Genomic DNA, 24,595 nt, shown 5'->3' with positions numbered 1-24,595 from the left:
GCCAGCAGCGGATTGCTGCGATGGGACGGGCCGGGAGCCGGTCCCGCCTCGACTGTGACTGCCGACTTCCGGAATTGAGACATGCCTTCCTTCTCGCGGCGACGATTCGTCCATGCGTTATCTGGCGCAGCGGCGCTGGCAGCCATTCCGCGTCCTGGGCAAACCGCCGACTATCCGTCCCGCCCCATTCGCCTGGTGCTTCCCTACGGAGCCGGCGGTGCAGGCGACCAGATCGGGCGCCCCTGGGTCGACAAGATGTCGTCGCTGCTCGGACCGACCTTCGTGGAATATATCGGCGGTGCGGGCGGCGCGATCGGGGCTGCGACGGTCGCGCGCGAGGAGCCCGACGGTTACTCGCTGCTGCTCGGCAATGGCAGCACGCAGGTCATCATTCCCCTGACCTCGAAAAATCCCGGCTATTCCGTCGACGATTTCCGCGCCATCTATCGCCTGATCAGCACTGCGCTGGTATTTGCGGTCCATCCGTCGGTGCCTGCCAGGGATTTGCGCGAACTGATCGCTTACGCAAAGGCCAATCCGGGAAAGCTGTCCTACGGGAGTCCCGGCATCGGCACCGGCAATCATCTGGTCGGCGAATCCTTCAAGCAGCAGGCGGGCGCGCTGGACATCGTTCACGTGCCGTATCGGGGCATTTCGCAGGCGACCAACGACCTCGTCAGCGGCCAGATCTCGCTCGTCATCGGCGTGATGTCCGACCAGTTGAAGCAGCTGGGCGCGGCCGGGAAGGTCAGGTTGCTGGCGGTCACCACCGAAAAGCGGCTGAGCGGCGCGCCGGAGATTCCGACCGCCGTCGAATCGGGCATGCCGGATCTTCGTTATGAGGGGTGGTTCGGCATTTTTGCGCCCAGGCTTACCGACGATGCCATCATCGACCGGATCGCACAGGCGACGCGCGTTGCGATGGCCGATCCGATGCTTCTGGCAAACTACCGTGCGCAGGGCATCGAGCCGGACAGCGATTCAAGTCCGGAGAAATTCCAGCGGATCATCGATGCGACAACGGCAAGCCTCGCGCCCGTGATCAAATCGATTGGCCTCGGCAATTTGTGACGGCGCTCAGGCGCGCTTGCGCGTGACGATGCGCGCCGACAGCGCGACGAGCCCCATCAGCGCGGCCAGCAGCCAGAACGCCAACGGCAATCCGCCAAGACGTGCGACGAAGCCGACACCGGCCGGACCGATCAGGATGCCGGCGTAACCCGCCGTGGTGATCGCCGCGACGGCTAACCCCGTCGGCATCACCGTTTGCCTTGCTGCGCGGCGGAACAGCACCGGCACGAGGTTCGATGCGCCGAGGCCGATCAGCAGGAAGCCGCCGATCGCAACCGCCGCAACCGGCGCCGTCAGCAGCACGACAAAACCCGCGATGGCAATGAGGCTGCCCCAGACCAGCGTCGTACGATCGCCGATGCGCGCGACGACAGCGTCGCCGCCGAGCCGCCCGATTGTCATCGCGATCGAGAACACGATGTAGCCGGTCCCGCCTTGCGCCTCGGAGACGAGGCCCGCGCCGATGACCAGCAGCGCGCCCCAGTCGAGCATCGCGCCCTCGACGAGGAAGGTGATGGCGCCGAGCAGCGCCAGCAGCAGCACCGAGCCGTGCGGCAGCACGAACAGCGGCCCCTCCTGCACCTGCACCGAGCGAAGCAGCCGTGGCCAGGTGACCAGCATCGCGATCAGCATCAGCGCGGAGCAGATCAGCGTGCAGGCAAGCGCGCCGAGCTGCAGCGAGAGCAGCGCGGTCATCAGCGCCGACCCGGCGAAGCCGCCGATGCTGAACAGAGCGTGGAAGCCGGACATCAGCGGACGTCCGGCGGCGCGCTCCACCTCGACCGCGTGGATGTTCATGGCAACGTCGATCGAACCGAGCGCGGCGCCGAATGCGAACAGCGCCAGTGCCAGCGTCGCCGGTGTGCCGGTGACCGCCAGCAGCGGCAGCACCAGCGCAAGGCCGAGTCCGCCCGCGATGATGATCGGCTTGCTGCCGTAGCGCGCGCTCATGATGCCGGTCATCAGCATCGCGACGACCGAGCCGATGCCAAGGCTGAGCAGCAGCAATCCCAGCACGCCGTCATCGACGCCGAGCCGCGTTTTCGCGAACGGCACCAGCGGTGCCCAGCATGCGATGCCGAAGCCTGCAACGAGAAAGGCGAGCCGGGTCGCAAGGCGTGTCGCCGGCCGGTCGGCGGAAGACATGGGAACTCCGGGGGAGCGGAAGGAGGGCGCGACCGACAAGCCCGACGATTGCCGCGACTTTATGTCCGCGATGCCGACGCGTTGTCGCGGGTCCTGGCAAGCTGCAAGCGGACGCGCAGGCCTTGTGGCGTATTGTCGAGCAGCTCGAGGGTTCCCTCATGTGCAGTCACGATTGCCTGCGCGATCGACAGGCCGAGACCAAAGCCGGCGGTCTCGTCCATGGTGCGGGCGTCCTCGCCGCGCACGAACGGCTCCAGCATCGCCGCCTTCCGGTCGTCGGGGATGCCGGGTCCGTTGTCGGAGACATCGATGACGAGCTGATCCCCCGCCGCCACCAGTTTGACCTCGATCTCGGTTCCGAACCGCGTCGCATTCTGGACGAGGTTGGTGACCGCGCGGATGATCTCGTCCGGCCGCAGCACGAACGTGGTCCTCGCCGGGCCGGAATAGCTCACGGCATGACCGCAATCGGAAAACTGCTCACAGACCATCTGCAGCAGCGCCGCGACGTCCACCAGCGTCGGCTTGACCGGACTTTCACTGCGCAGCAGCGACAGCACGGATTCCAGCATCGACTGCATCTGATCGAGGTCGCGTACGGTCTGCGTGCGCTGGGCCTGGTCCTCGATATATTCCGAGCGCAGCCGCAGCCGCGTGATCGGCGTGCGCAGATCGTGGCTGATCGCCGCCAGCATGCGCGTCCTGTCGTTCATCAGCGCGGTGATGCGCTCGCGCATCCGGTTGAGCGCCCTGGCCGCGGATTTGATTTCCTCCGGCCCGTTCTCGGGCAACGGCGGCGACGACCGGTTCAGGCTGAAATTCTCCGCCGCGCGCGCGAAGGCCGACAGCGGTGAGGACAGCGCGCGGCCGGCCCAGATGCCGAGCAGCGTGACGCTCGCCACCAGGAACAGCAGCGTCGAGGTCCAGAGGCCGCTGACGAAGGCCGGCATTTGCGGCGATCCGATCGTGGCTTCCAGCACGTCGTCATCGGCGAGGTAGAACCAGACGCGATTCTCTTCCGCGCCAGTGCCGCGAATGAACTCGGCCCGGCCACCAAGCGCCGAGGGGATCTCCAGCGGCCTCCGCGCCGGCAGCGGTGCGGCGGAGGTGGAGACACTATCTCGCAATTGCAGCTTGAGCGCCGGAAAGGTCTTGCCGATGCTGTCGAGCACGAGCGCGCGCTTCGCCCTGGGCGTATTGGTGACGATCCGCGCGATCAACTCGAACTGCTCGACCGGCGTGTCGGCCAGCAGCCTCGGCCGGTTGAGCAAAAAATATCCGGCGATCAGCAGATGGATCAGGACCAGCGAGACCAGCACCAGGGCTGCGATCTGTCCGCTGATCCGCCTGAAGCTGAACAGCGCCAGGATGTCGCCGGCGCGGCTCATGCTTCCTCGACCCGTGGCGTGAAGATGTAACCGCCGGTGCGGATCGTCTTGATGACAGAGCTGCCTTCGGTGCGGTCGAGCTTGCGGCGCAGCCGGCTGACCAGCACGTCGATGCTGCGGCCAAAACTTCCGCCGGGACGGCCGCGCGTCATGCTCAACAGGCTGTCGCGGGTAAGGACGCGGCCGGCGCGCTCGCAGAACGCTTGCAGCAGGTCGAACTCGGCGCTGGTTAGCGGCACCTGCGCACCTTCGGCGTCGCGCAATTCCCGCAGCCGGAGATCGATCGACCAGCCATCGAACCTCAGCCGCGTCGCCGTCGCGGCAGTGGTGAGGCCGCTCGCCTGGCGACGCAGCACCGCGTTGATCCGGGCGAGCAGCTCGCGCGGGTTGAACGGTTTTGGCAGATAGTCGTCGGCGCCCATTTCGAGGCCGAGGATCCGGTCGAGGTCTTCGCCCTTGGCGGTGAGGATGATGATCGGCATCGTCGACTCCATCCGCAGCCGGCGGCAGAGGCTGAGGCCGTCCTCGCCCGGCAGCATCAAATCGAGCACGATCAGATCGGCCCGGTTCTGCGACAAATGACGGTCCATCTCCTTGCCGTTCGTGGCGGCGCTGACCGCGAACGAATGCTCGCCGAGATAACGGGCGATGAGGTCGCGGGTCGGTTGGTCGTCTTCGACGATCAGGATGTTGGGCAGGCCGTTGGTCATGGTTGGGATCGCATCGGGGTCGCCGATCGTTGGTCGATTTGCGGACGATTGTCTCGTCCGAAGAACTACGGGCATGGTGCAATCCTACGGTCAGTCACGGCTCAGTGCCACTACGGGGTCGAGGAAGGCGGCGCGGCGGGCGGGGAAGAAGCCGAAGGCGACCCCGATCCCGGTCGAGGTCAGGAACGCCGCGCCGATCGAGAACATCGAATAGCTGACCTCGAATCCGGGCACCGCGGCGTTGATGGCGACGCCGAGCAGCAGCGCGATCAGAATGCCGGCAATGCCGCCGATCGACGAGATTAGCGTTGCCTCCACCAGGAACTGCTGGAGGATGTCGTTGCGCCGGGCGCCGACCGCCATGCGCACGCCGATCTCGCTGATCCGCTCGGACACCGACACCAGCATGATGTTCATGACGCCGATGCCACCGACCACCAGCGAGATCACCGCGATGGCGGCGACGAGGAAGGCGAGGGTCTGCGTCGTGCTGGTGATGGTGCGGCGGATGTCGTCGGTGTTGAGGATGACGAAGTCCCTGGTGTTGTGCCGCTGCGTCAGCAGCGTGGTCACCGCGTCCTGCGCCAGATTGGTCGAGATCTCGTCGCTGATCCGCAGCAGGATGCTGCGCAGTGCCCGGTCGCCGGTGAATTGCGCCTGCACCGTGGTGTAGGGCAGATAGACCGACAGGTTCTGGTTCGAGCCGAACCCGCCCTGCTGCTGGGCGATGACGCCGACGATGCGGCAGGGCACCTTGCCGAGCCAGATGACGCGGCCGATCCCGGAGGTCTGGTCGTCGGCGAAGAAGGTCTTGCGGGTGTTGTCGTCGATGACGGCCTGCCGCTCGATGTTGCGGATGGCATCGCCGTCGAACAGGCGTCCCTTCGCCAGCTTGGCGCCCTTGACCTGGAAATAGCTCTCGCCGACGCCGTTCACCAGCACGTTGGATTCGTTGCCGCGATAGCGCACCGTGGTGCTGGTCGACACCGTCGGGGTGACGCCGGCAATGAAGCCCTGCCGGTCGAGCGCGCGGGCATCGTCGAGCACCAGCGTCTTGATCTTGCTGGCGCGCGCATCGCCGAAGTCCTTGCCCGGAAACACCTCGATCGTGTTGGTGCCGAGGCTCGAAATGTCTGACAGCACCTTGCGCTGCGAGGCATTGCCGAGCGCGACGACGGAGGACACCGCGGCGATGCCGATGATGATGCCGAGCATGGTCAGGAACGCGCGCAGCCGGTGCGCCGCCATCGCCACCAGCGCCATTCGTGATGCCTCCCGCAAACGCCCCAAGGCGTCGGACCAGCCGGTGCCGCCGTTCCACGCGGTACGTGCGGCCGGAGCGGCCGGCTCTGTGATTGCGCCGTCCGCGCGACGGTCGGCGACGATCTTGCCGTCACGCAGCTCGATGATGCGCTCGGCGCGTGCCGCGACATCGGCATCGTGGGTGACGATGATGATCGTCCGCCCCTCGCGGTGCAGCTCCTTCAGGATCTTCAGCACCTCCTCGCCGCTCCGACGGTCGAGCGCGCCGGTCGGCTCGTCCGCCAGGATGACCTCGGCGCCGTTGATCAGCGCGCGTGCGATCGAGACACGCTGCTGCTGGCCGCCCGAGAGCTGGTTCGGACGATGGCCGCGCCGGTCATTGACGCCGAGGCGCGCAAGCAGCTGCTCGGCGCGCGTACGGCGCTCCCGCGCCTTCGTGCCGGCGTAGACGGCGGGGATCTCGACATTGGCGGCGGCCGAGAGGTCGCCGAGCAGATGATAGCGCTGGAAGATGAAGCCGAAATGCTCGCGGCGCAGCGCCGCCAGCTCGTCCGCGTCGAGCTCGGAGACATCATTGCCGGCGACGCGGTAAGCGCCCGATGTCGGACGGTCGAGGCAGCCGAGGATGTTGAGCAGCGTCGATTTGCCCGATCCGGACGAGCCGATGATCGCCACCATCTCGCCGGGCTGGATGCTCAGTGAAAAATCGTCGAGTGCGACCACGCTGCTGTCGCCGGCCGAAAACTCCCGCCGGACGTTCTCGAGCGCGATGATGGGATCGGTCATGTCAGGGGCCTCCCCCTCCGGGCGGGCCGCCCGGCATGCCGCGCGATGCGGTCTGCTCGTTCGCCTCTCCGGTGACGACCCGCTCGCCCGCGTCGAGGCCGGACCTGATCTCGACCGTGGTGCGATCGTTGAGCCCGGTCTTGACCTCGCGTTCGCGAACCTCCCCCGATGCGGCGAGGGTGCGCACGGTGCTGCGGCCGTCGGACTTCCGCATCACTGCGAGCGCGGGGATCGTTTTCACGCTCCTCGCCTCGCCCGTGATGATGTGCACCTCCGCGGTCATGTAGGTCCGCAGCGCATAATCCCTGTTGGGGACGTTGAAGACGCCGATGTAGTAGATCGCGGTGCTGGTCGAGCTCGACGAGGTCGTGCTCGACGTAGATGTGGTGGTGGTCGAGGAGAAGCTGGCATCGCTCTTGATCGATTCAGGTGCCGGCTCGATCTGCTCCAGCCGGGCTTCGTAGCGATGGTCCTGGTCGCCCAGGATGGTGAAGTAGAGCGACTGGCCCGGCCTGACCTTGACGATGTCGGCTTCGGAGATCTCCGCCCGCACCGTCATGGTCTCGAGCTGGCCGAGCACGACGATGGTCGGCGCCGACTGCACCGCGTTGACCGTCTGTCCTTCCTGCACCACGGTGGCGAGCACCGTGCCGTCGATCGGTGCAGTGATGCGGGTGTATTCGAGGTTCACCCGCGCCGTCTCGACGCTGGCCTCGGCGCCGACGATCAGCGCGTCGAGCGCGGCGATCTGGGCGCGGGTCTGGCGCACGGTCGAATCCGCGCTGTCGAAATCGCTGCGCGAGGTCGCGCGCTGCGCCAGCGTCGCCTGCTGGCGCGCGAGGTTGGCTTCGGCCAGCACCAGCGCGGCCTCCTTTTCGGCCTTCTGCGCGCGGTAGTTCTTCAGCGAAGCTTCCGAGCTGCGCAGATCGTTCTGCTTGGTGACGGGGTCGATCTGGGCGATGACGTCGCCGGCCTTGACCGTGTCGCCGACGCGGACGTTGAGCGCGGTGATCCGGCCCGACACCTGCGCGCCGACGGCGGTCAGCCGCGCCGGCTTGAGCGTGCCGCTGGCGAGCACCTCCTCGCGCAGGTCGCTGACGGTGACGGGCGCGGTGATGTAGGACTGCGCCTTGCTGGATGTTCCCGGCGAACGCGTCGCCAGCACCATGCCGGTCGCGACCACGGCGAGCACCGCGCCGGCGATCTTCACGCGCTTGACGGTGATCATCTCGGTCACTTCTGCGCCTCCCGGACATGCGGTCCCGTATTGGTGTCGACGATGACCGGCGTCGACACGTCGACCGGATCGCCCCAGCCGCCGCCGAGCGCCTTCGCCAGCGAGATGTAATCCTTGGCCGCCGACACCTTGCTCTGGATCAGCGAATCCTCGGCCGAATAGAGCGAGCGTTCGGCGTCCAGCACGTCAATGAAGCTGGCGCTGCCGGTCTCGAACAGCGATCGCGACAGCTTTGCGGCCTCGCGGTAGTTTTTCGCGGCTTCCGTCAGCTTGGCGGCACGCACGCGTTCGCTCGACAGCGAGACCAGGGCGTTCTCGACGTCCTCGAGCGCGGTGAGCAGGGTCGAATGGAAGGTGGCGAACGCCTGGTCGCGCTGCGCCTCCGCGATCCTCACCGTGGCCAGCCGGTTGCCGGCGTCGAACACCGGCACGGTGACCGAAGGCCCGACCGACCAGCTCACGCTGGAATATTTTGCGAGATCGCCGACGCGCAGCGCCGAAGTGCCGACCGAGCCGGTCAGCGACACCGCGGGATAGCGATCGGCCTCAGCCGCGCCGATCTTGGCGGTCGCCTGCGCCAGCTTGCGCTCGGCGCTGGCAACATCGGGGCGCGCCATCAGGAGATCGGCGGGCAGGCCGATCGGCAAGGTACGCGGCGCCGGAACAGGTGCGGACGGCGCCATCAGCGCGGCGACGCCGTTGGGCGGCCGTCCGAGCAGGATGCCGAGCCGGTGGATGTCGGCGGCAAGCGCGGCCTGATAGGTCGGAACATTGGCTTCGGTGCTGGCGGCTTGCGCGGTGGCCTTGGCGAGATCGACGGCGTTGCCGCTGCCGGCGTCGTATTTGCTGCGGGTGAGTTTTTCGGTGTCACGCTGCGACACCGCGGTGCGCTCTGCCAGCGCGATCCGCGCCTGATAGCCGCGCGCCTCGACGTAATAGGCGGCGACGTCGCCGATCAGCGTGACCAGGCTGTCGCGCAGATCCTCCTCGGCCGATTGCGCACCGCGCACCGCCGCCTCGATGCTGCGCTGGGTGCCGCCGAACAGGTCCAGCTCCCAGCTCGAATCGAAGCTCGCCTGGTGAAGCGCATAGGGCGCGCTGTCGACGACGACCGAGGCGGAGCCGGAGCTGGTCTTGTTGTCCGTCACCGAGGCGGTGCCGCTGATGGACGGAAACAGGCCGGTGCCGGTCTGCTGAACCGTCGCGCGCGCCTCGCGCACGACCGCCTTGGCCTTGGCCACATCAGGGTTGGCGTCGACGGCCTGCTCGATTAGCCGGTTGAGCAGGGGATCGCGCAGCCGCAGCCACCAGCGATCGAGCGCGCCCGCATGCCGCCGCGAAGCTGTCTTGCTGCTCCAATGTGACGGCAGCTCCACCTTGGGCGGGCCGGCATAGTCCGGGCCGACCGCGCAGCCGGCCAGCATCAGCGCGAGGCCGAAGATCGCACCTGCACGTGACAGAACCGCGCGCAACAGGGCGGTGGTCGGACGGAGAATCTCCTTTGCGGATGGCACGGGGGCTGCGACGAACGAGTGGTACGGCATCAAATCGGCTGAAATCCATTGGCCTTGCCCCGGAACGAGGGGCGCCCGTGATCCCCTGGGGGACAGGACGAGGCAGGAACCACTAGCCGGGTGATCGTGGCCTTTCGGCAGCCCGAATGTTGCTGGATGTAAACAGATGTTGCGAGGCGTCTCGGCGGCGGGCTTGTCGCTTGTAGCCCGGGTGAGCGTAGCGATATCCGGGACCGCTGTTGCTTGTGGCAAGGCCCCGGATGTCGCTTCGCTCATCCGGGCTACGGGACTTTGCTTTGCCCGACGGGCAAAACACCCGAAACGGTGTCAACCAGCCCTCGCAAAAATATTCCACTTTACCGAAATTCGGATTTGTCGTATCCATTGCCCATCCCGGCTCATCCTTGAGGGGCGATCATGTTGTCGTCACGATGCGCGAGCCGGGCTTGCGGTGGACGCGGCAGCGTCGGGCGCGAGAAGTTAAGGGCGGGGCGGATTGCTCTCCGTGAGCCCAAGACTTCGTGCCGACGAACGGCGCTGTCAGGTTCGTCTCGTTTGCAAGTTTCCGGCTCCGTCGACAGGGCCGGGAAAACTGCGGCGAACACGCGAACCGTGCGTACGGCAAAACCGTGTGGTCCTGGCCGTCGTTGCTACGGTCAAGCTTTCGTGGATGCGGCATTCGCGTCAACCGGCGCGGTGCCGGCGACTTCCGCGAGAGCGAGGGAGGCCAGAAGGAATTCGGCTCCCGGGAGAGCACGACATAAGCCGTCCAACCATCGCGCAGGGAAGGCCGTGTGTTGGGCTTCACCTGTATGCCGCTGTGCAGTTCTTCTGCGTGTGCTTTCGCACAGCGGACCGTGGGTGCCAGCCGGCACCCGGCCTTCCCTGCGCCCTCTTGGCTGAGATGGGCGAAGCGATGAAGCAAAGCTCGGGTGAAATCAGCCGCGAGAATGCGAAGGCGTGTCTGCGAGGCTGTAGGATGGGTAGAGCAAAGCGAAACCCATCATGTTTCCGCGTTGACGAGAGGCGATGGGTTTCGCTTCGCTCTACCCATCCTACGAGTGCATATCGGAGAACCGAGCTGCCGCCTCATACTCCGTCATTGCGAGGAGCGAAGCGACGAAGCAATCCAGAGTCTTTCCGCGGAGGCAGTCTGGATTGCTTCGCTTCGCTCGCAATGACGATGGGGAGGAAGCGTCCGCTTCGAACGTCGCCCTACCACCGATAGCTCAACGTGCCGATCACCTGACGCCGCTCGCCGGCGTAGCAATAGCCGGCCTGGCAGGTCGCGTACTGCCTGTCGAACAGGTTGGTGGCGTTCACGCGCATGTAGGCGCTGCGGAAACTCCGGTCGAGCTTGCCGAGATCGTAGTCGATCACGGCGTCGAACAAGGTCTGCGCCGCATTCTCGAACGTATTCTGGTCGTTGCCGAAATTGGCGCCGATATAGCGCACGCCAAGGCCCAGTCCCAACCCTTCGACCGGCGTGCCCGACTGGAACGTGTATTTGCCGAACGCTGCGAACGAATCCCTGGGGATGCCGGAATATTCATTGCCGGTCGTATCGGTATTGCCGCGCGTGATCACGACGTTGAGATGGGTATAGGCCGCAGTGAGATCGAAGCCCGGCTTGAGCGCCAGCTTGGCCTCGAGCTCGAGGCCCTTGGATTCGACCTGTCCGGTTGCTGCCTGGAACGCGATGTAGTCGGGGTTGGTGCGCAGGACATTGTCCTGCTTGATGTCGAACACGGCGGCGGTGAGCAGCAGCGGAACGTTCGGCATCTGATATTTGACGCCCACCTCGGTCTGCTCGCCGGTGGTCGGCTTGAAGGTGGCGCCCGTCACGTCCACGCCGGATTGCGGGCTGAACGAGGTGGCGTAGCTGACATAGGGCACAACGCCGTTGTCGAAGAGATAGCTGAGGCCGGCGCGACCGGTGAACGCCGAAGGTTTTTGGGTGACCGGCGTTCCGTCCAATGTCGTCGTCGTGCTCTGCGAAACCCAGCTCTGGCGGCCATTGAGCGTCAGGATGAATCCGCCGAGCTTGGCCTGCTCCTGCGCGTAGATCCCGACCTCGTTGGTCGATTGCTGGGTGAAGATCGAAAACGCCGGCGAGGCGATCGCCTGGGCGCCGTAGTTCATGGTCGCAAGATTGAGATCGGGCGCCGGCCCATACCCGATCTTGTCGTCGTAACGGGACTGACTGTAGTCGACGCCGAACAGCACGGTGTTCCTGATGACACCGAGCGAGAACTTGGCCTCGGCCTGGTTGTCGAGTGTGGCGGTCTTGAGATTGTCCACGATACGCCAGGCGGACCGCGACGCGGTCTGGGTCATGGTGTCGATCGAATCAATCTGGGTGTATTTCGCGTCCACGCCGACCTGATAGAATCGGAAATTCTGCCGCACGGTCCAGGTGTCGTTGACGTTGTGCTCGAACGCATAGCCGATGCGGAACTGCTTCTGGTCCATCGCGCTGAACGCCGGATCGTTCGAGTAGATGTTGGTCAGCTTCCCGTCAGCCGTTCGGGCGTTTCCGATGCTCGCAGCGGTGCGGCTGGTCTGATATTCGCTGAGGATCGTGAAGGTCGTATCGAGATCAGGCTTCCAGGTCAGGGCAGGGGCAATATAGGCACGGTCGTCGTCATTGCCGGGAAACCAGGTCTTGGCGTCGCGCAGCAAACCCGTGAGCCGGTAGTAAAGCTGATCGCTGCCGGGAACCGGGCCGCCGACGTCGAAGCTGCCCTGGTAGCGATCGTAATTGCCGGCCTGCAATTGCACCTCGCCGAACGGCGTCTGCGTCGGCCGCTTCGTGGTGACATCGACAATGCCGCCGGGCGAGCCGAGGCCGTAGAGACCGGAGGCAGGTCCGCGCAGAATCTGCACGCTTTCGAGACCATAGGGCTCGATCTTGGGAATGGCGAAATTGCCGCCGCCCTGGCGCAAGCCGTCGCGATAGATGCCGGTATAGGTCACGTCGAAGCCGCGGATGGAAAAGGCATCGAAGCGCGGATCATAGCCGAACGCGGTGGTCGTGACGCCGGGCGTGTAGTTGACGGCGTCCTTGAGCGTCTGGACGTTGCGATCCTCGAGCTCCTTCCTGGTCACCACCGAGAGCGACTGCGGCGTCTCGAGCAGCGGCGTGTTGGTCTTGGTGCCGGCGGAGCTGGTGGTCGCGACATAACCAACCGGCGCACCGGCTGCGCCGCCGGCCGCTTGCGAAGCGCGCTCCTGATTGGCCGTCACGTTGGTGCGCCGGTTCGTCGAGGCGGCGCGCGACGATCGGGTGCGCTGACTGGACGCAGCCGCCGTGCTGCGCGGCTTCGGCGGAGCCGGCGCTTCGACGGTGACCGGCGGCAGGTTGCTGCTCTGCGCCTGCGCCCGGGACGGCAATGCCTCAACAGATACGAATACGACCGAACCCAACATCGTCGCGTTGATGGCAGCAGCGCTACCAAACCAACGACGTTTCCTCCCAGACAAAGCAACGCCCACCGATGATGATCCCCAATTTCAGTCGACATGATTCACTCGCACGTGTGCAGCGGTGTGCTGACGCGCGTGGAGCGATGCGGACTTCTATTGGTGACGCGTGCCGAATTCCACACACGCAAAATAGAATTGCTTGAACGTGCGGTGAGCGACTTTGGAATGATTCAAGTTGCGTTCGAGGAATGTGCGATGGCGTGCAGTAGATTCGTGCGCGCGGACATCATGCGTTCGCGCGCGATGCCAACACTCGATCGAGGAGATGTCGCTGATTGCGACAGCGTGTCGCTGGCGGTCCCACCCATCGAGGCGACGTTTGGCGTGACCGCGGGCTCCTCACCAGGAGGTCGGAATTCGCTGCGCGAATCCGGGTGTTGCTCAATGTTGCTGAACGTTGGTGACGAGGGACGCGTGCGTGGCCTCGTTCGACGTCGATGCAGGCCCGTGATCGCCGGCGCGGCCGCGCCCGTGCCGCGCGATGCGATTGACCGCGCGAATGAAATTCAACGCGCAGAAACATGCGGCAACTTCAAAGCCACATCGCGGCCACAGCTCTCTCGTTTGAGAACAGGCAGGGTACTCTCGAGGTGTGGAATGTCGTTGTTGCGGGCCTGGCTGATCGTGGCGGTGCTGAGTGGCGTATCGGTTGCGAGTTCGTTTCCCCTTGCGCTGGCGCCGCAGCCGGCAGCCGCGCAGACCGTGGAGACGATCGTCGTCGAGGGCAATCGCCGCGTCGAGGTCGAGACGGTCCGCTCCTATTTCAGGCCTGGTCCCGGCGGTCGCCTCGACCAGCCGGCGATCGACGATGGCCTCAAGGCGCTGATCGGGACCGGCCTGTTCCAGGACGTGAAGATCAACCGGGCCGGCGGCCGCATCGTGGTGTCGGTGGTGGAAAACGCCGTGATCGGCCGCATCGCCTTCGAGGGCAACAAGAAGATCAAGGACGAGCAGCTCACGGCCGAAATCCAGTCCAAGGCGCGCGGGACCTTCTCGCGGGCGCTGGTGCAGTCCGATACGCTGCGGATTGCCGAGATCTATCGCCGCTCCGGCCGTTATGACGTACGCGTCACGCCCGAGATCATCGAGCAGCCGAGCAATCGCGTCGATCTCATCTTCACGATCGAGGAGGGCGTCAAGACCGCGGTCAAGTCGGTCGAGTTCGCCGGCAACAGCGCCTATTCGGCCGCGCGCCTGCGCGACGTGATCAAGACGCATGAGAGCAATTTGCTCAGCTTCCTCGGCAGCAACGACATCTACGACCCCGATCGGGTCGAGGCCGATCGCGATCTGATCCGGCGCTTCTACCTCAAGAACGGCTTTGCCGACGTCCAGGTCGTGGCCGCGCTCACCGAATACGATCCGGACAAGAAGGGCTTTCTCGTCACCTTCAAGATCGAGGAAGGCCAGCAATACCGCGTCGGTTCGGTCGACTTCCGCTCCAGCATTCCGAATTTCGACGCGGGCTCGATGCGCTCCTATTCGCGCGTCGGGGTCGGTTCGCTCTACAACGTGGAATCGGTCGAGAAGTCGACCGAAGAGATGCAGATCGAGGCGTCACGCCGCGGCTATTCTTTCGCCGTGGTGCGGCCGAGTGGGGATCGCAACTTCGAGGCCCATACGGTGTCCGTCGTGTTCAACGTCGACGAAGGGCCGCGTTCCTATATCGAGCGCATCAATCTGCGCGGCAACACCCGCACCCGCGACTACGTGATCCGCCGCGAGTTCGACATCTCGGAAGGCGATGCCTACAACCGCGCGCTGGTCGACCGCGCCGAGCGCCGCCTGAAAAACCTCGACTACTTCAAGAGCGTGAAGATCACGACGGAGCCGGGCTCCTCCAGCGACCGCGTCATCCTGATCGTCGACATGGAAGAGAAATCGACCGGCGACTTCTCGATCTCGGGCGGCTATTCCACGACCGACGGCGCGCTGGCGGAGGTCTCGATCTCCGAGCGCAATCTGCTGGGCAAGGGGCTCTATGCCAAGGCGTCCGTCAGCTACGGCCAGTACTCGCGCGGCATATCGCTGTCCTTCGTCGAGCCTTATCTGCTCGACTACCGGCTGGCGCTCGGCTTCGACACCTATTGGCGCCAGCAATTGTCGAACAGCTATACGAGCTATGGCGTGACGACGCTGGGCTTCTCTCCCCGCATCGGCCTCGCATTGCGCGAGGATACCACGCTCCAGCTCCGCTATTCGCTGTATCAGCAGAGCATCACGCTCGCGAGCGCCTACAACAACTGCAACAACAACGCGTCGAACAGCTCGCTGGCCTTCAACCCGACGCCGGCCTACATCAAGAACGTGCTCGGCGGCGTGGATCCGACCAACGCTACGGATTCGGGCGTCTATGGCTATGGCTGCTATGGCGACGGCGAATCGAGCCTGCCGGTCCGCAAAGAACTGGCGAATGGCGCGACCTGGACGTCCGCGATCGGCTACACGCTGAACTACAACACGCTCGACAACACCAAGAACCCGACCGACGGACTGCTGGTCGATTTTCGCCAGGATTTCGCCGGCGTCGGCGGTGACGTCACCTATCTGAAGACCGCGCTGGACACCAAGTACTACACGCCGCTGGTGTCCGAGATCGTCAACGTGATCCACCTGCAGGGCGGCATCCTCAACAAGATCGGCAACAACGATCTGCGCATGCTGGATCATTTCCAGATGGGACCGAACCTCGTGCGCGGCTTCGCCTCCAACGGCATCGGTCCGCGCGACATCTCCTATTACAATTACGGCGCCGCCGGCGATGCGCTCGGCGGCACGAAATACTGGGGCGCGTCCATGGAGCTGCAGATGCCGTTCTGGTTCCTGCCGAAGGAGGTCGGCCTCAAGGGTGCGGTCTATGCCGATGCCGGCTCGCTCTGGGGTTACCAGGGTCCGACATCGTGGACGGCCACGGGCGAGGTCAACACCAAGGCCTGCCCGACCTGTGGACTGCAATATGACGACGGCAACACGGTGCGCTCGTCCGTCGGTGTCGGCCTGATTTGGGCCTCGCCGTTCGGGCCGCTGCGCTTTGACTACGCGGTGCCGATCACGAAGGGCAAATACGATATCGTCCAGGAGTTCAGGTTCGGAGGCGGTACCTCGTTCTAGGAGACGATGCCGCGGCGCGACGTCGCGGCATTCGTCGTGCATTTGTGAAAATCCGTGATGGGGTCCGCGTGCGCGCGCGTGGACAGCCATCGGCGGATGCCCGATAATGCTCCTGCAATCTGCAGGATCCTGTGGCCTGCACTTGAGCTTTCACAGAAGGACGATCCCGATGACACAGGCAGGCGCCTACGGGCAGAGGCTTGGCCAGTTCCTGCGTTTGAAGGATGCGCCGCCCGCGCTGGTCGCGCGCTCGCTGCGCAGCGCCGAGCTCGCGGTCACCGAAACCCGGAATAACCGGCCGGAACCCGGCCTGTCCGGTTCGCTGGCTGCGGAAGACGCATTTCTGGTCAGCCTGAAGCTGCACGACTACCCGGATTGCGAGCTCTGGGAGGGCGGCAAATCCGTCATGAAGGCCGACGTTCATGCCGGCACGACCTATCTGTACGACCTCAAGCGCGATCCCCGCTACGTGATCGACAAGCCGTTCCACTCGCTGTTCTTCTACATTCCGCGCTCGGCGCTCGACAGCATCGCCGAGCAGAGCAATGCGCCGCGCATCGACGAGCTCGACTGTCGGGTCGGCGTCGGCCATGACGACGGCATTATCCGCAACATTGGCACGTCGCTGCAGGAGGGCCTGCGCAGGCCGGACGAGGCCAACCAGCTCTTCATCGACCACATGATGCTCGGGCTCACCGCCCATGTCGCCCAGACCTATGGCGGGCTTCAGCGCACGTCCGCACCCGCGCGCGGCGGTCTTGCGCCGTGGCAGGCGAGGCGCGCCTGCGAGCGGCTCGAATCGGACCTCGGCGGCAAGCTCTCGCTGCAGAAGGTGGCGGCCGAGCTCGATCTGTCGGTCAGTCACTTCTCGCGGGCGTTCCGGATCTCCGTCGGCCTGCCGCCGCATCAATGGCTGCTGCATCAGCGCGTGAAGGCCGCCAAGCAATTGATGAGCGTTCGCGACCTGCCGCTGTCGGAGATCGCGATGTCGGCCGGCTTCGCCAACCAGAGCCACTTCACGCGGGTGTTTTCCGCGATCGTCGGCCTCAGCCCGGCCGCATGGCGCCGCGAGGCGTTGGGCGCGCCGAGCAGCGAGACGTGAAGCGTCGTCTTCAGCGGCGCTTGGCGAGCGAAATGGTGTAGGCGGCGCGCCGCGCTGCGAAGATCTCGTCCGGTGGGTGACCGATGCCCTCGGCCAGATTGGCCGGATTGAAGATCGAGGCATCGCAGGCCGGATCGGGCTCGAAGGCCGTGATCACGATGGTGCCGAGGCGCACCTCTTCGCGATTGTCCTCGTCCGGCCAGCGCATGGTGACGTCCATGGTGGGATCGCCGGGGCGGTCGAGCAGGGCCATGACGTTGAAGCGGACATGGCCGGCGGCAATCCGTCTGCCCAGATCGTCGTGCAGGAAGTCGGCCGGCTTTGCCTTCGCCTGGTCCTCGCTGAGCGTGATCTCGCCGCCGGCCGGGACGACCTTGAACTTGATGAAACGCGTCTCGCCTTGCTCATTGGTGGCGGGAAAGGCGTGCACGCCCCAATAAATCGTGCCGGCAAGACTTCCGGGCAGTTGCCGCGCGGCGATGTAGCTCGCCTGGTTGAGTGTTTCCGGGTTGGCCGCGGAGAAGGCCTTCACCTTCGCTATGTCCGGCTTGCCGTCCGGCCCCGGAATGCGAGCCTCGAGGAAGGCCTGCATCTGGTCGAGCGTTCGCGCGAAATGCACGGGCGCGCTCTCGGCGAGAATATCCGAACGGTGATCGTCGTCGCCGAGCTTGAAGCTGAAGCCGCGCAGCACCAGATTGTTGGTGTCGGCAACAGTGGGATTGCCACCGCCGACCGAGAAGCGCGCCAGCACGCGCGATGGCTTTGTGAAGCTCAGGGATCGCGTGACCTCTCCCGCCCGGTCCGACGGGGTATAGGTGCCGCGAACGCACCAGCCCTTGGCGAAGCTCGCGCGGACCTTTGGCGGATTGCCGGCGACGGCCTTGAGGGCGTCGACAATGGAGGCAGGCGTTGCGGCACCCTTCGGGCTTTCGGACATGGCAGGAATGAATCTCTCGCGTGCGCGAACGAGATTCTAGCCACGCTGAGCGCGAGCGGTCTTTCCCAAAGCGATCGGGTTTTGCCCAATCCGGCTCAAGAACCGCCTCGGCCGATCAGGGGATGGCGGGCCACGTCTCCGTCAGCGGCACCCAGCCGCCCTCGCTACGCTGAAACAGCGGGCAGCCGTAGACAGCCCGCACCGGAAGCGGCGCCGTCGAGGCTTGCCAGCGGTTGGTCTGCTTCATCGCGACGACCATGCCGGTGATCTCGGCGCCGATCGTCTGCAACAGGCGAACGGCGGCGATCGCGGTCGCGCCGGTCGAGATCGCATCATCTACCAGCACCACCCGGCGGCCTGCGATCAAGGGCAGCAGGTTCGGGTCCAGCCGCAGCCTCTTGCCGGCATCCGGGCTGGTGATTGAACTGACGGGCTCGGAGAGCGTGTCGTCGTACCAAAATTTGCGCGAATAGCCGAGTGGGACATAGCGCGGCTGTCCGAGCCGTTCGGCGACCTCCGATGCGAAGGCAAGACCGAGGGTCGGCAGGCCCACGATGATCTCGGCATCGAACGCGCGCGCCTGCGTCGCCATGTGGTCTGCCAGCGCCGCGATAACGAGGTGTGACGCCTGGTTGGCGATGAGTGAGGCGACTGCGCGATCGCCATCAGGCAGCTGCCGCAGCGGCAGGACGAGAATGCGGCCGCAGGGCAGGGTGACGGGATAGCCGAAGCGATAGGGCGGCGTCGGCGAAAAACGCGTGGGGATGTCCGACGTCAGCTCCTGCCAATAGCCGGTCGTAGCCTCCGTATAGGTGTCGCTCGCGCTCATGATACCGGCATCGGACGCCTAGCCTCCGAGAATGCGCCGGCAGGCATCGACGAAGACTTGCGCGCCGGTGACGATGTCGGCGTCGGTCGTGTTCTCGGTCCAGTGATGGCTGATGCCGCCGATCGACGGCACGAACAGCATGCCTGCGGGCATGACGGTCGCCAGGATCTGCGCATCGTGGCCGGCGCCGCTGGGCATACGGATGGACCGTCCGTCGGCAAAGGTCTTGCTCGCGGCCTCGATCGCATCCTGAATGCCAGGGTTCATCATGGCGGGCACGCCGGTGCGGATCTTCTCCACGTTGACGGTGCAGGGGCCCTTCGCGCTGGCCTCAGCCGCCATCGTCCGCAGCAGTTCTTCCAGCCGTGCGATCACAGCGGGGTTGTCGTCGCGGATCTGGAACAGCATCTCGGCGCCGCCGGGGATGATGCTCGGTGCGCCGGGATCGAGGGTGATGCGGCCGGTGGTCCAGACCGTACGGGGACCGCACGCGGCCGGAAAACGTTCGTCGATCGCGACGCAGAATCTGGCCAGTGCCAACCCGGCATCCTTGCGCACGGACATGCGCGTGGTGCCGGCGTGGTTCTGTTCGCCGGTGAAATTGATCTTGTATTGCCAGATACCGACGATGGAGGTGACGACGCCGATCGCGAGCTTGCCGCTTTCGAGCGTGTCGCCCTGCTCGATATGCGCCTCCAGATATCCGACGTGCCGCCCCGGCTCGACGGCGATGCGTGCGCGTCCCGCAAGGCCCATGTCGGCGAGGGCATCGCGCATGGTGCGGCCGCTGGTGCGGTCGCGCGCGGCGTCGATCTCGGCCTCGGTGACCTGTCCGACATAGGAGCGCGAGCCGAGGAAGCTGCCGAAATGGCCTTCCTCATCGCACCACGCCGCAACTTCGACGGCGCCTTTCACGCTGGGATCGATATTGAGAACCCGCGCGGCTTCGAGCGCGTAGACCACGCCGAGCGGGCCGTCGAGCCAGCCGGCGTAGTTCTGGCTCTCCAGGTGTGAGCCAGCCAGAAGTTTCGGTCCCGGCGTTGCGCTGGTGCCGAAGACGTTGCCGATGCCGTCCGTCGCCGCGGCAAGGCCAGCCCCGGGCAGCTTTTGCACGAGCCATTCGAGCGAAAGCTTGTGCGGCTCGGAGAAGGTCGGCTTGTGCACGCCGGTCTTGTAGGCGCCGATGGCGCGGAGCGCATTGAGGTCGGCGAGGACGCGCGCTCCGTCAACGGAAGGACGATGGTCAGGCATGTTCGGCAACCTTCAGCGCCTCGGTGCGGATTTCCTCGACCAGCCGCTCCTTGAGCTGGACGAATTCGGGCGTGGTCTTGATCTTGTAGGAGCGCGGATGCGGCAGGTCCACATTGATCTCGGCCTTGATGCGGCCGGGGCGCGCGCTCATGACGATGACGCGGCTGCCGAGGAAGATCGCTTCCTCGATGTCGTGGGTCACGAACAGCACGGTCTTCTGGTCGCGCTCCCAGATGCCCAGCAGCATCTCCTGCATCAGGGCGCGGGTCTGGTTGTCGAGCGCGCCGAAGGGCTCGTCGAGCAGCAGGATTTTGGGATCATTGGCGAGCGCACGCGCAATCGCGGTGCGCTGCTGCATGCCACCGGAGAGCTGCTTCGGCCAGTGGTTCTCGAAGCCGGACAATCCGACCTGGCGGATCAAGGCATCGGCGATCTTGTGGCGCTTCGCCTCGGAGACGCCGCGCTCGCGCAGGCCGAAGGCGATGTTCTCGCGCACGGTCAGCCAGGGGAACAGCGTGTAGGATTGGAACACCATGCCGCGATCGGCACCCGGGCCGGTAACCTCGCGGCCATCGAGCGTGACGCGGCCGCTGCTCGGACGGTCGAGGCCTGCGACGATGCGCAGCAGCGTGGACTTGCCGCAGCCGGAAGGGCCGAGGATGGTGACGAAGTCGTTGTTGCCGATGGTGAGGTCGGTCGGCTCCAGCGCCCTGGTGGGTGCGTTGCCGTGCCGCGCGGGGAATGTGCGCGAGACCTGCTCGATCTTCAGCGTGGTCATGCGAGCCTCCACGGAAACAGCCAGGCGTTGAATGCCTTGAACATGAAGTCCGAGAGAAGGCCGATCAATCCGATCACGATGATGCCGAAGATGATCTGCCCGGTGTTGAGCAGCGCCTGGCTGTCGGTGATCATGTGACCGATGCCTGAGGACGAACCGATCAGCTCGGCGACGATGACGTAGGTCCAGGCCCAGCCCAGCACCAGCCGCAGGATCTCTGCGATCTCGGGCGCGGAGGAGGGCAGCAGCACGCGGCGGATGATGCCGCGGTCGCTGGCACCCAGCGTATAGGCGGCTTCCACCAGATCGCGCCGCGTCGCGCCGACGGTCACGGCGACCATCAGGATGATCTGGAACACCGAGCCGATGAAGATCACGAGCAGCTTCTGCAATTCGCCGATGCCGGCCCAGAGGATCAGCAGCGGAATGAAGGCGGAGGCGGGCAAATAGCGTGCAAAGGAGACGAACGGTTCGAGGAAGGCCTCGACGGGCTTGTAGGCGCCCATCAGCACGCCGAGCGGCACTGCGATGATCGCGGCGAGCGCAAAGCCGCCGACGACGCGCCAGATCGTCATGCCGATGTCGTAGACGAAGCCCTGCTTGGCCAGGAGGTCATAACCCTCCTGCACCATGGTCATCGGGTTGGCGAGAAAGGTCTTCGATACGTGGCCGCCGAAGGTCGCCCAGGACCAGAGGGCTACGAACAGCACGAAGAACGCAAGGCCGAAGGCCACGCGCAGCTTCGATGTCACGGGATCCAGGGGACGCATCAAACTGTCTATCCGAATGGTCGATCAGGCGCCGGTCCCGCTTCGGGCGGGACCGGCAATTCGTTGAAGCTTACTTGATGAAGCTTGCGTCGTAGAGGTCTTCGACCTTCGGCGCGGCCTTGATGATGCCGACCTCGAGCAGGAGCTCGGCAGCATCCTTGTTGAAGGTCAGGAAGTCGCCCGCGAAGAACTTCTGGTTCGCGGCCTTGTCCTGCCAGCGCAGGTACTTTGCCGAGTTGCCGAACTGCTCGCCGGTCTGCTTCACGTCGGCGCCCATGATCTCATAGGCCTTGGCCTGATCCTTGGCGATCATCTCGAGCGACTCGAAATAGCTGTCGGCGAGCGCCTTGGCGGCCTTCGGGTTCTCGTTCAGGAATTTCGGCGTGCAGCCGAAGGTGTCCATGACGATCGGATAGTCCAGCGTGGTCGCGATGATCTTGCCCTTGTCGGGCGCAGCGCGCACGGTCGACAGATACGGCTCATAGGTCATCGCGGCGTCGTTCTGGCCGGAGACGAAGGCCTGCGCGGCAGCGGCGGGCTCGAGGTTCACGACTGTGACGTCCTTCGTGGTGAGGCCGTTCTTCTTGAGCATCCAGGCCAGCGCGAAATAGGGCGAGGTGCCCGGCGCGGAGGCTGCGACCGTCTTGCCCTTCAGATCCTTGATCGCGGCGACGTCGTTGCGCACAGCCATGCCGTCGGCGCCATAGCTCTTGTCGAGCTGGAAGATCTGCTTGGTGGCAACGCCGTTGGCGTTCCATGAGATCCAGGTCTCGACCGTGGTCGCCGCGCACTGGATGTCGCCGGAGGCAATGGCGAGATGGCGGTCTTTCTGCGGGATCTTCTTGATGGTGACGTCGAGGCCGTTCTTCTTGAAGATGCCGGCCTCCTTCGCCAGCGTCAGCGGCGCGAAGCCGGTCCATCCCGAGATGCCGACGCCGACCTTGACGTCGTCGGCGAGCACCGGAGTAGAAGCCGCGAGGGCAATGATTGTCGCAAATACCTTTGAACTACGCATGATTGTCGTCCTCTTGCCGATCGATGGATTGACGTCCTGTTGATCTCTGTCGGCCCTCATGGACCGTTGCCCGAAGCGTTGCACGATTTGTGCCGACATCGTCATCTCAGCCTCCCTTGAATCGGGCGACAAGGCGGTGAGAGTCACCGGGATAGAGCAGGCGCACCGCGGTGATCGTGCGCGCGCTGCGCCAGGTATAGCGGTCGATCACGAGGCAGGGCGCGCCGATGGCGATGTCGAGCGCTTCCGCCGTGCGATCATCCGCTACGATGGCGCTGATCGTATGCTCGGCTTCTGTCCATGGGACATGATGAAGCAGCCAGGAACCGGGCGGCTCACGCGAAAAATCGGCCTTCGCTGCGTCCGGCACGGAGGCGAGATCGATCAGCCGGTCCTCGACAGCGAAGGGCACGTTGTCGGCGCTATGCCGGCAGGCGATCGCGACCACCTTGCCGGCCTTCTTCACGCCGAGACGGTCGCGGTCGGCAGCGGTCGCCGCGCGCAGCTTGCGGCCGATCAACTCGTAACCGTAGGTGCGGCCGAGCGCGGTGATCTCGGCGCGGATATCGGCGATCTTGAGAACCGCCGATTGATGCTGCGGCCGCCGCACGAACGAGCCGGCCCGCCGCCGCCGTTCAATGAGATCGGCCTGTGCGAGTTCCGACAGTGCCTTGTTCACGGTCATGCGCGAGCAGCCGTAGCGGGCGACCAGCTCGTGCTCGAAGGGAATGCGATGGCCCGGTGGCCACTCGCCCGTCAGGATGCGTTTTTCGATGTCGGCGCGGATGCGCTTGTAGAGCGTCGGCTTTTCGGCCACGTCGGTGGCAAGGCTCATGCGACGAGCCTCCGCACCGCCGCGTTGAAGCGCTCGCGCGCAGCCTGACGCAATTTATGCTGCCCGCCTTCTACGACCTTGTCGCCGCCGGCCCAGACGCAATCGATCGCGCCGTTGCCTGCAGCAAAGATCCAGCCGTCAACGGCGGCGTCGCCTGTGCGCCCTGCCAGCGACGGATGAGCGCTGTCCAGCGTCACGATATCGGCGCGCGCACCGGAGGTGAGGCCAACTGTTGCTTGCGCGAGCGCCTGCGCTCCGCCCGCGAGCGCATGATCGAACAGTGTGCGTCCCGTCGAGCGGCCCGCGCCGCTGGAGAGCACGTTGCGCTGGCGATGCTTCAGTCGCTGACCGTATTCGAGTTGACGCAGTTCGTCGGCGACGCCGACCAGCACGTTGGAATCGGTGCCCACGCCGAACGCGCCGCCGGCAGCGAGAAATTCGCGTGCCGCAAAGATGCCATCGCCGAGGCTCGCTTCGGTGATGGGGCAGAGGCCCGCCACCGCGCCGGTCTTCGCGAATGCGCTGACTTCCGTATCAGTCATGTGAGTTGCGTGGATGAGGCACCAGCGCCGATCGAGTGGCGCGTGCTCCAGCAGCCATTGTACCGGGCGCTTCCCCGACCAGGCGAGGCAATCGTCGACTTCCTTCACTTGCTCGGCGGCATGAATGTGCACCGGCCCGCCGTTCGCGAGCGGAATGATTGCCGCGAGCTCGTCCGGCGCAACCGCGCGCAGACTGTGCGGCGCGATGCCGATATTGGCGCCGGGCAAGGTTGCGATCGCCTTGCGCGACGCTGCCATCAACGCGGCGAACTGATCGACCGAGCAGATGAAGCGGCGCTGGCCGTCATGCGGCGCCGCGCCGCCGAAGGAGCCATGCGCATAAAAACTCGGCAGCAGCGTCAACGCAATGCCTGACGCTTCGGCAGCCTGCGCGATGCGTGCCGCCATCTCGCCGACGTCGGAATAGTGCGAGCCGTCGCGGTCGTGATGCAGATAATGGAATTCGCCGACGCGGGTAAAACCCTGCTCCAGCATCTCGACATAAAGCAGCGTCGCGACAGCGGTAACGTCATGCGGCGTCATCGCCAGCGCGAAGCGGTACATCGTCTCGCGCCAGGTCCAGAACGTGTCGGTGGAGTCGCCGCGCAGCTCCGCGAGCCCCGCCATGCCGCGCTGGAACGCATGGCTGTGCAGGCTCGCAAGTCCCGGAAGCGCGATAGCGTGGCGCTCGTCGCCGGCGGCAGGCGCAACGCCCGGCGTCACCTCCGCGATCGCGCCGGCGGTGATTACCACCTGCACGTCATTGGCCCAGCCCGAAGGCAGGAGCGCGGAGGCAAAATGCAGTCGGGACATGATGACACGCC

18 protein-coding genes are annotated in these 24,595 nt (G+C 65.3%); 3 read left to right on the top strand and 15 right to left on the bottom strand.

The window, feature by feature from the left end; genetic code table 11:
- The first annotated feature begins 81 nt into the window (after positions 1-81).
- On the top strand, positions 82-1,071 hold the full coding sequence (locus RAD16_RS12520) for a Bug family tripartite tricarboxylate transporter substrate binding protein (RefSeq protein ID WP_458158171.1): 990 nt from the start codon (positions 82-84) through the stop codon (positions 1,069-1,071).
- 6 nt (positions 1,072-1,077) lie between these two features.
- Here RAD16_RS12520 and RAD16_RS12515 read toward each other — a convergent pair whose 3' ends face one another.
- The 7 genes from RAD16_RS12515 to RAD16_RS12485 all read right to left on the bottom strand — a co-directional run bounded on the left by RAD16_RS12515 (position 1,078) and on the right by RAD16_RS12485 (position 12,544).
- Positions 1,078-2,217 carry an MFS transporter gene (locus RAD16_RS12515; RefSeq protein WP_458158170.1) on the bottom strand — a complete coding sequence of 380 codons (1,140 nt, stop codon included), beginning with the start codon at positions 2,215-2,217 and terminating at the stop codon, positions 1,078-1,080.
- A gap of 59 nt (positions 2,218-2,276) precedes the next feature.
- Positions 2,277-3,605: an ATP-binding protein gene (locus RAD16_RS12510; protein ID WP_458158169.1), complete on the bottom strand. Its 1,329-nt coding sequence runs from the start codon at positions 3,603-3,605 to the stop codon at positions 2,277-2,279.
- The gene (locus RAD16_RS12505) at positions 3,602-4,315 is read right to left on the bottom strand and encodes a response regulator (RefSeq protein ID WP_458158168.1); all 714 of its coding nucleotides are present in this window, start codon (positions 4,313-4,315) and stop codon (positions 3,602-3,604) included. The genes RAD16_RS12510 and RAD16_RS12505 overlap by 4 nt, the downstream gene beginning before the upstream one ends.
- Positions 4,316-4,405: 90 nt before the next feature.
- Positions 4,406-6,364: a MacB family efflux pump subunit gene (locus RAD16_RS12500; RefSeq protein WP_458158167.1), complete on the bottom strand. Its 1,959-nt coding sequence runs from the start codon at positions 6,362-6,364 to the stop codon at positions 4,406-4,408.
- A 1-nt stretch (position 6,365) separates the two neighbouring features.
- Positions 6,366-7,601, bottom strand: coding sequence for an efflux RND transporter periplasmic adaptor subunit (locus RAD16_RS12495; protein WP_458158166.1), 1,236 nt, complete (start codon positions 7,599-7,601; stop codon positions 6,366-6,368).
- Positions 7,598-9,145 (bottom strand): efflux transporter outer membrane subunit, encoded by a 1,548-nt coding sequence (locus tag RAD16_RS12490; protein WP_458158165.1) that lies wholly within the window; start codon positions 9,143-9,145, stop codon positions 7,598-7,600. The genes RAD16_RS12495 and RAD16_RS12490 overlap by 4 nt, the downstream gene beginning before the upstream one ends.
- Positions 9,146-10,330: 1,185 nt before the next feature.
- Positions 10,331-12,544: a TonB-dependent siderophore receptor gene (locus tag RAD16_RS12485; RefSeq protein WP_458158164.1), complete on the bottom strand. Its 2,214-nt coding sequence runs from the start codon at positions 12,542-12,544 to the stop codon at positions 10,331-10,333.
- Positions 12,545-13,198: 654 nt separating this feature from the next.
- Between RAD16_RS12485 and bamA the strand changes: the two genes are divergently transcribed.
- Positions 13,199-15,712, top strand: a complete 2,514-nt coding sequence (gene bamA / locus RAD16_RS12480) for an outer membrane protein assembly factor BamA (RefSeq protein ID WP_458158163.1) — start codon at positions 13,199-13,201, stop codon at positions 15,710-15,712.
- 169 nt (positions 15,713-15,881) lie between these two features.
- Positions 15,882-16,814: a helix-turn-helix domain-containing protein gene (locus RAD16_RS12475; RefSeq protein ID WP_458158162.1), complete on the top strand. Its 933-nt coding sequence runs from the start codon at positions 15,882-15,884 to the stop codon at positions 16,812-16,814.
- A 10-nt stretch (positions 16,815-16,824) separates the two neighbouring features.
- Here RAD16_RS12475 and RAD16_RS12470 read toward each other — a convergent pair whose 3' ends face one another.
- The 8 genes from RAD16_RS12470 to RAD16_RS12435 all read right to left on the bottom strand — a co-directional run bounded on the left by RAD16_RS12470 (position 16,825) and on the right by RAD16_RS12435 (position 24,584).
- Positions 16,825-17,751, bottom strand: a complete 927-nt coding sequence (locus tag RAD16_RS12470) for a catalase family peroxidase (RefSeq protein WP_458158161.1) — start codon at positions 17,749-17,751, stop codon at positions 16,825-16,827.
- A gap of 115 nt (positions 17,752-17,866) precedes the next feature.
- On the bottom strand, positions 17,867-18,580 hold the full coding sequence (locus tag RAD16_RS12465) for a phosphoribosyltransferase (RefSeq protein WP_458158160.1): 714 nt from the start codon (positions 18,578-18,580) through the stop codon (positions 17,867-17,869).
- An 18-nt stretch (positions 18,581-18,598) separates the two neighbouring features.
- On the bottom strand, positions 18,599-19,831 hold the full coding sequence (locus tag RAD16_RS12460; RefSeq protein ID WP_458158159.1) for a hydantoinase/carbamoylase family amidase: 1,233 nt from the start codon (positions 19,829-19,831) through the stop codon (positions 18,599-18,601).
- Positions 19,824-20,609, bottom strand: coding sequence for an ABC transporter ATP-binding protein (locus tag RAD16_RS12455; RefSeq protein ID WP_458158158.1), 786 nt, complete (start codon positions 20,607-20,609; stop codon positions 19,824-19,826). Before RAD16_RS12455 ends, RAD16_RS12460 begins: the two co-directional genes overlap by 8 nt.
- Positions 20,606-21,379 carry an ABC transporter permease gene (locus tag RAD16_RS12450; RefSeq protein ID WP_458158197.1) on the bottom strand — a complete coding sequence of 258 codons (774 nt, stop codon included), beginning with the start codon at positions 21,377-21,379 and terminating at the stop codon, positions 20,606-20,608. Before RAD16_RS12450 ends, RAD16_RS12455 begins: the two co-directional genes overlap by 4 nt.
- 70 nt (positions 21,380-21,449) lie before the next feature.
- Positions 21,450-22,394, bottom strand: coding sequence for an ABC transporter substrate-binding protein (locus RAD16_RS12445; RefSeq protein ID WP_458158157.1), 945 nt, complete (start codon positions 22,392-22,394; stop codon positions 21,450-21,452).
- Positions 22,395-22,500: 106 nt separating this feature from the next.
- Positions 22,501-23,229 carry a histidine utilization repressor gene (gene hutC / locus RAD16_RS12440; RefSeq protein WP_458158156.1) on the bottom strand — a complete coding sequence of 243 codons (729 nt, stop codon included), beginning with the start codon at positions 23,227-23,229 and terminating at the stop codon, positions 22,501-22,503.
- Entirely contained in the window at positions 23,226-24,584 is a 1,359-nt protein-coding gene (locus RAD16_RS12435; protein ID WP_458158155.1) for a formimidoylglutamate deiminase, read from the bottom strand. The genes hutC and RAD16_RS12435 overlap by 4 nt, the downstream gene beginning before the upstream one ends.
- Between the last annotated feature and the right edge of the window lie 11 nt (positions 24,585-24,595).

It is taken from the genome of Bradyrhizobium sp. 18BD (assembly GCF_054185225.1).
Note: the sequence above shows the minus strand (reverse complement) of the source record. Positions and strands in the feature narration are given on the sequence as shown.

What these genes read in the sequence shown, in the direction of transcription:
- RAD16_RS12520 (WP_458158171.1), top strand. Translation starts at nt 82, where the DNA reads ATGCCTTCCTTCTCGCGGCGACGATTCGTCCATGCGTTATCTGGCGCA.
- RAD16_RS12515 (WP_458158170.1), bottom strand. Translation starts at nt 2,217, where the DNA reads ATGTCTTCCGCCGACCGGCCGGCGACACGCCTTGCGACCCGGCTCGCC.
- RAD16_RS12510 (WP_458158169.1), bottom strand. Translation starts at nt 3,605, where the DNA reads ATGAGCCGCGCCGGCGACATCCTGGCGCTGTTCAGCTTCAGGCGGATC.
- RAD16_RS12505 (WP_458158168.1), bottom strand. Translation starts at nt 4,315, where the DNA reads ATGACCAACGGCCTGCCCAACATCCTGATCGTCGAAGACGACCAACCG.
- RAD16_RS12500 (WP_458158167.1), bottom strand. Translation starts at nt 6,364, where the DNA reads ATGACCGATCCCATCATCGCGCTCGAGAACGTCCGGCGGGAGTTTTCG.
- RAD16_RS12490 (WP_458158165.1), bottom strand. Translation starts at nt 9,145, where the DNA reads ATGCCGTACCACTCGTTCGTCGCAGCCCCCGTGCCATCCGCAAAGGAG.
- RAD16_RS12485 (WP_458158164.1), bottom strand. Translation starts at nt 12,544, where the DNA reads ATGTTGGGTTCGGTCGTATTCGTATCTGTTGAGGCATTGCCGTCCCGG.
- bamA (WP_458158163.1), top strand. Translation starts at nt 13,199, where the DNA reads ATGTCGTTGTTGCGGGCCTGGCTGATCGTGGCGGTGCTGAGTGGCGTA.
- RAD16_RS12475 (WP_458158162.1), top strand. Translation starts at nt 15,882, where the DNA reads ATGACACAGGCAGGCGCCTACGGGCAGAGGCTTGGCCAGTTCCTGCGT.
- RAD16_RS12470 (WP_458158161.1), bottom strand. Translation starts at nt 17,751, where the DNA reads ATGTCCGAAAGCCCGAAGGGTGCCGCAACGCCTGCCTCCATTGTCGAC.
- RAD16_RS12465 (WP_458158160.1), bottom strand. Translation starts at nt 18,580, where the DNA reads ATGAGCGCGAGCGACACCTATACGGAGGCTACGACCGGCTATTGGCAG.
- RAD16_RS12460 (WP_458158159.1), bottom strand. Translation starts at nt 19,831, where the DNA reads ATGCCTGACCATCGTCCTTCCGTTGACGGAGCGCGCGTCCTCGCCGAC.
- RAD16_RS12455 (WP_458158158.1), bottom strand. Translation starts at nt 20,609, where the DNA reads ATGACCACGCTGAAGATCGAGCAGGTCTCGCGCACATTCCCCGCGCGG.
- RAD16_RS12450 (WP_458158197.1), bottom strand. Translation starts at nt 21,379, where the DNA reads ATGCGTCCCCTGGATCCCGTGACATCGAAGCTGCGCGTGGCCTTCGGC.
- RAD16_RS12445 (WP_458158157.1), bottom strand. Translation starts at nt 22,394, where the DNA reads ATGCGTAGTTCAAAGGTATTTGCGACAATCATTGCCCTCGCGGCTTCT.
- hutC (WP_458158156.1), bottom strand. Translation starts at nt 23,229, where the DNA reads ATGAGCCTTGCCACCGACGTGGCCGAAAAGCCGACGCTCTACAAGCGC.
- RAD16_RS12435 (WP_458158155.1), bottom strand. Translation starts at nt 24,584, where the DNA reads ATGTCCCGACTGCATTTTGCCTCCGCGCTCCTGCCTTCGGGCTGGGCC.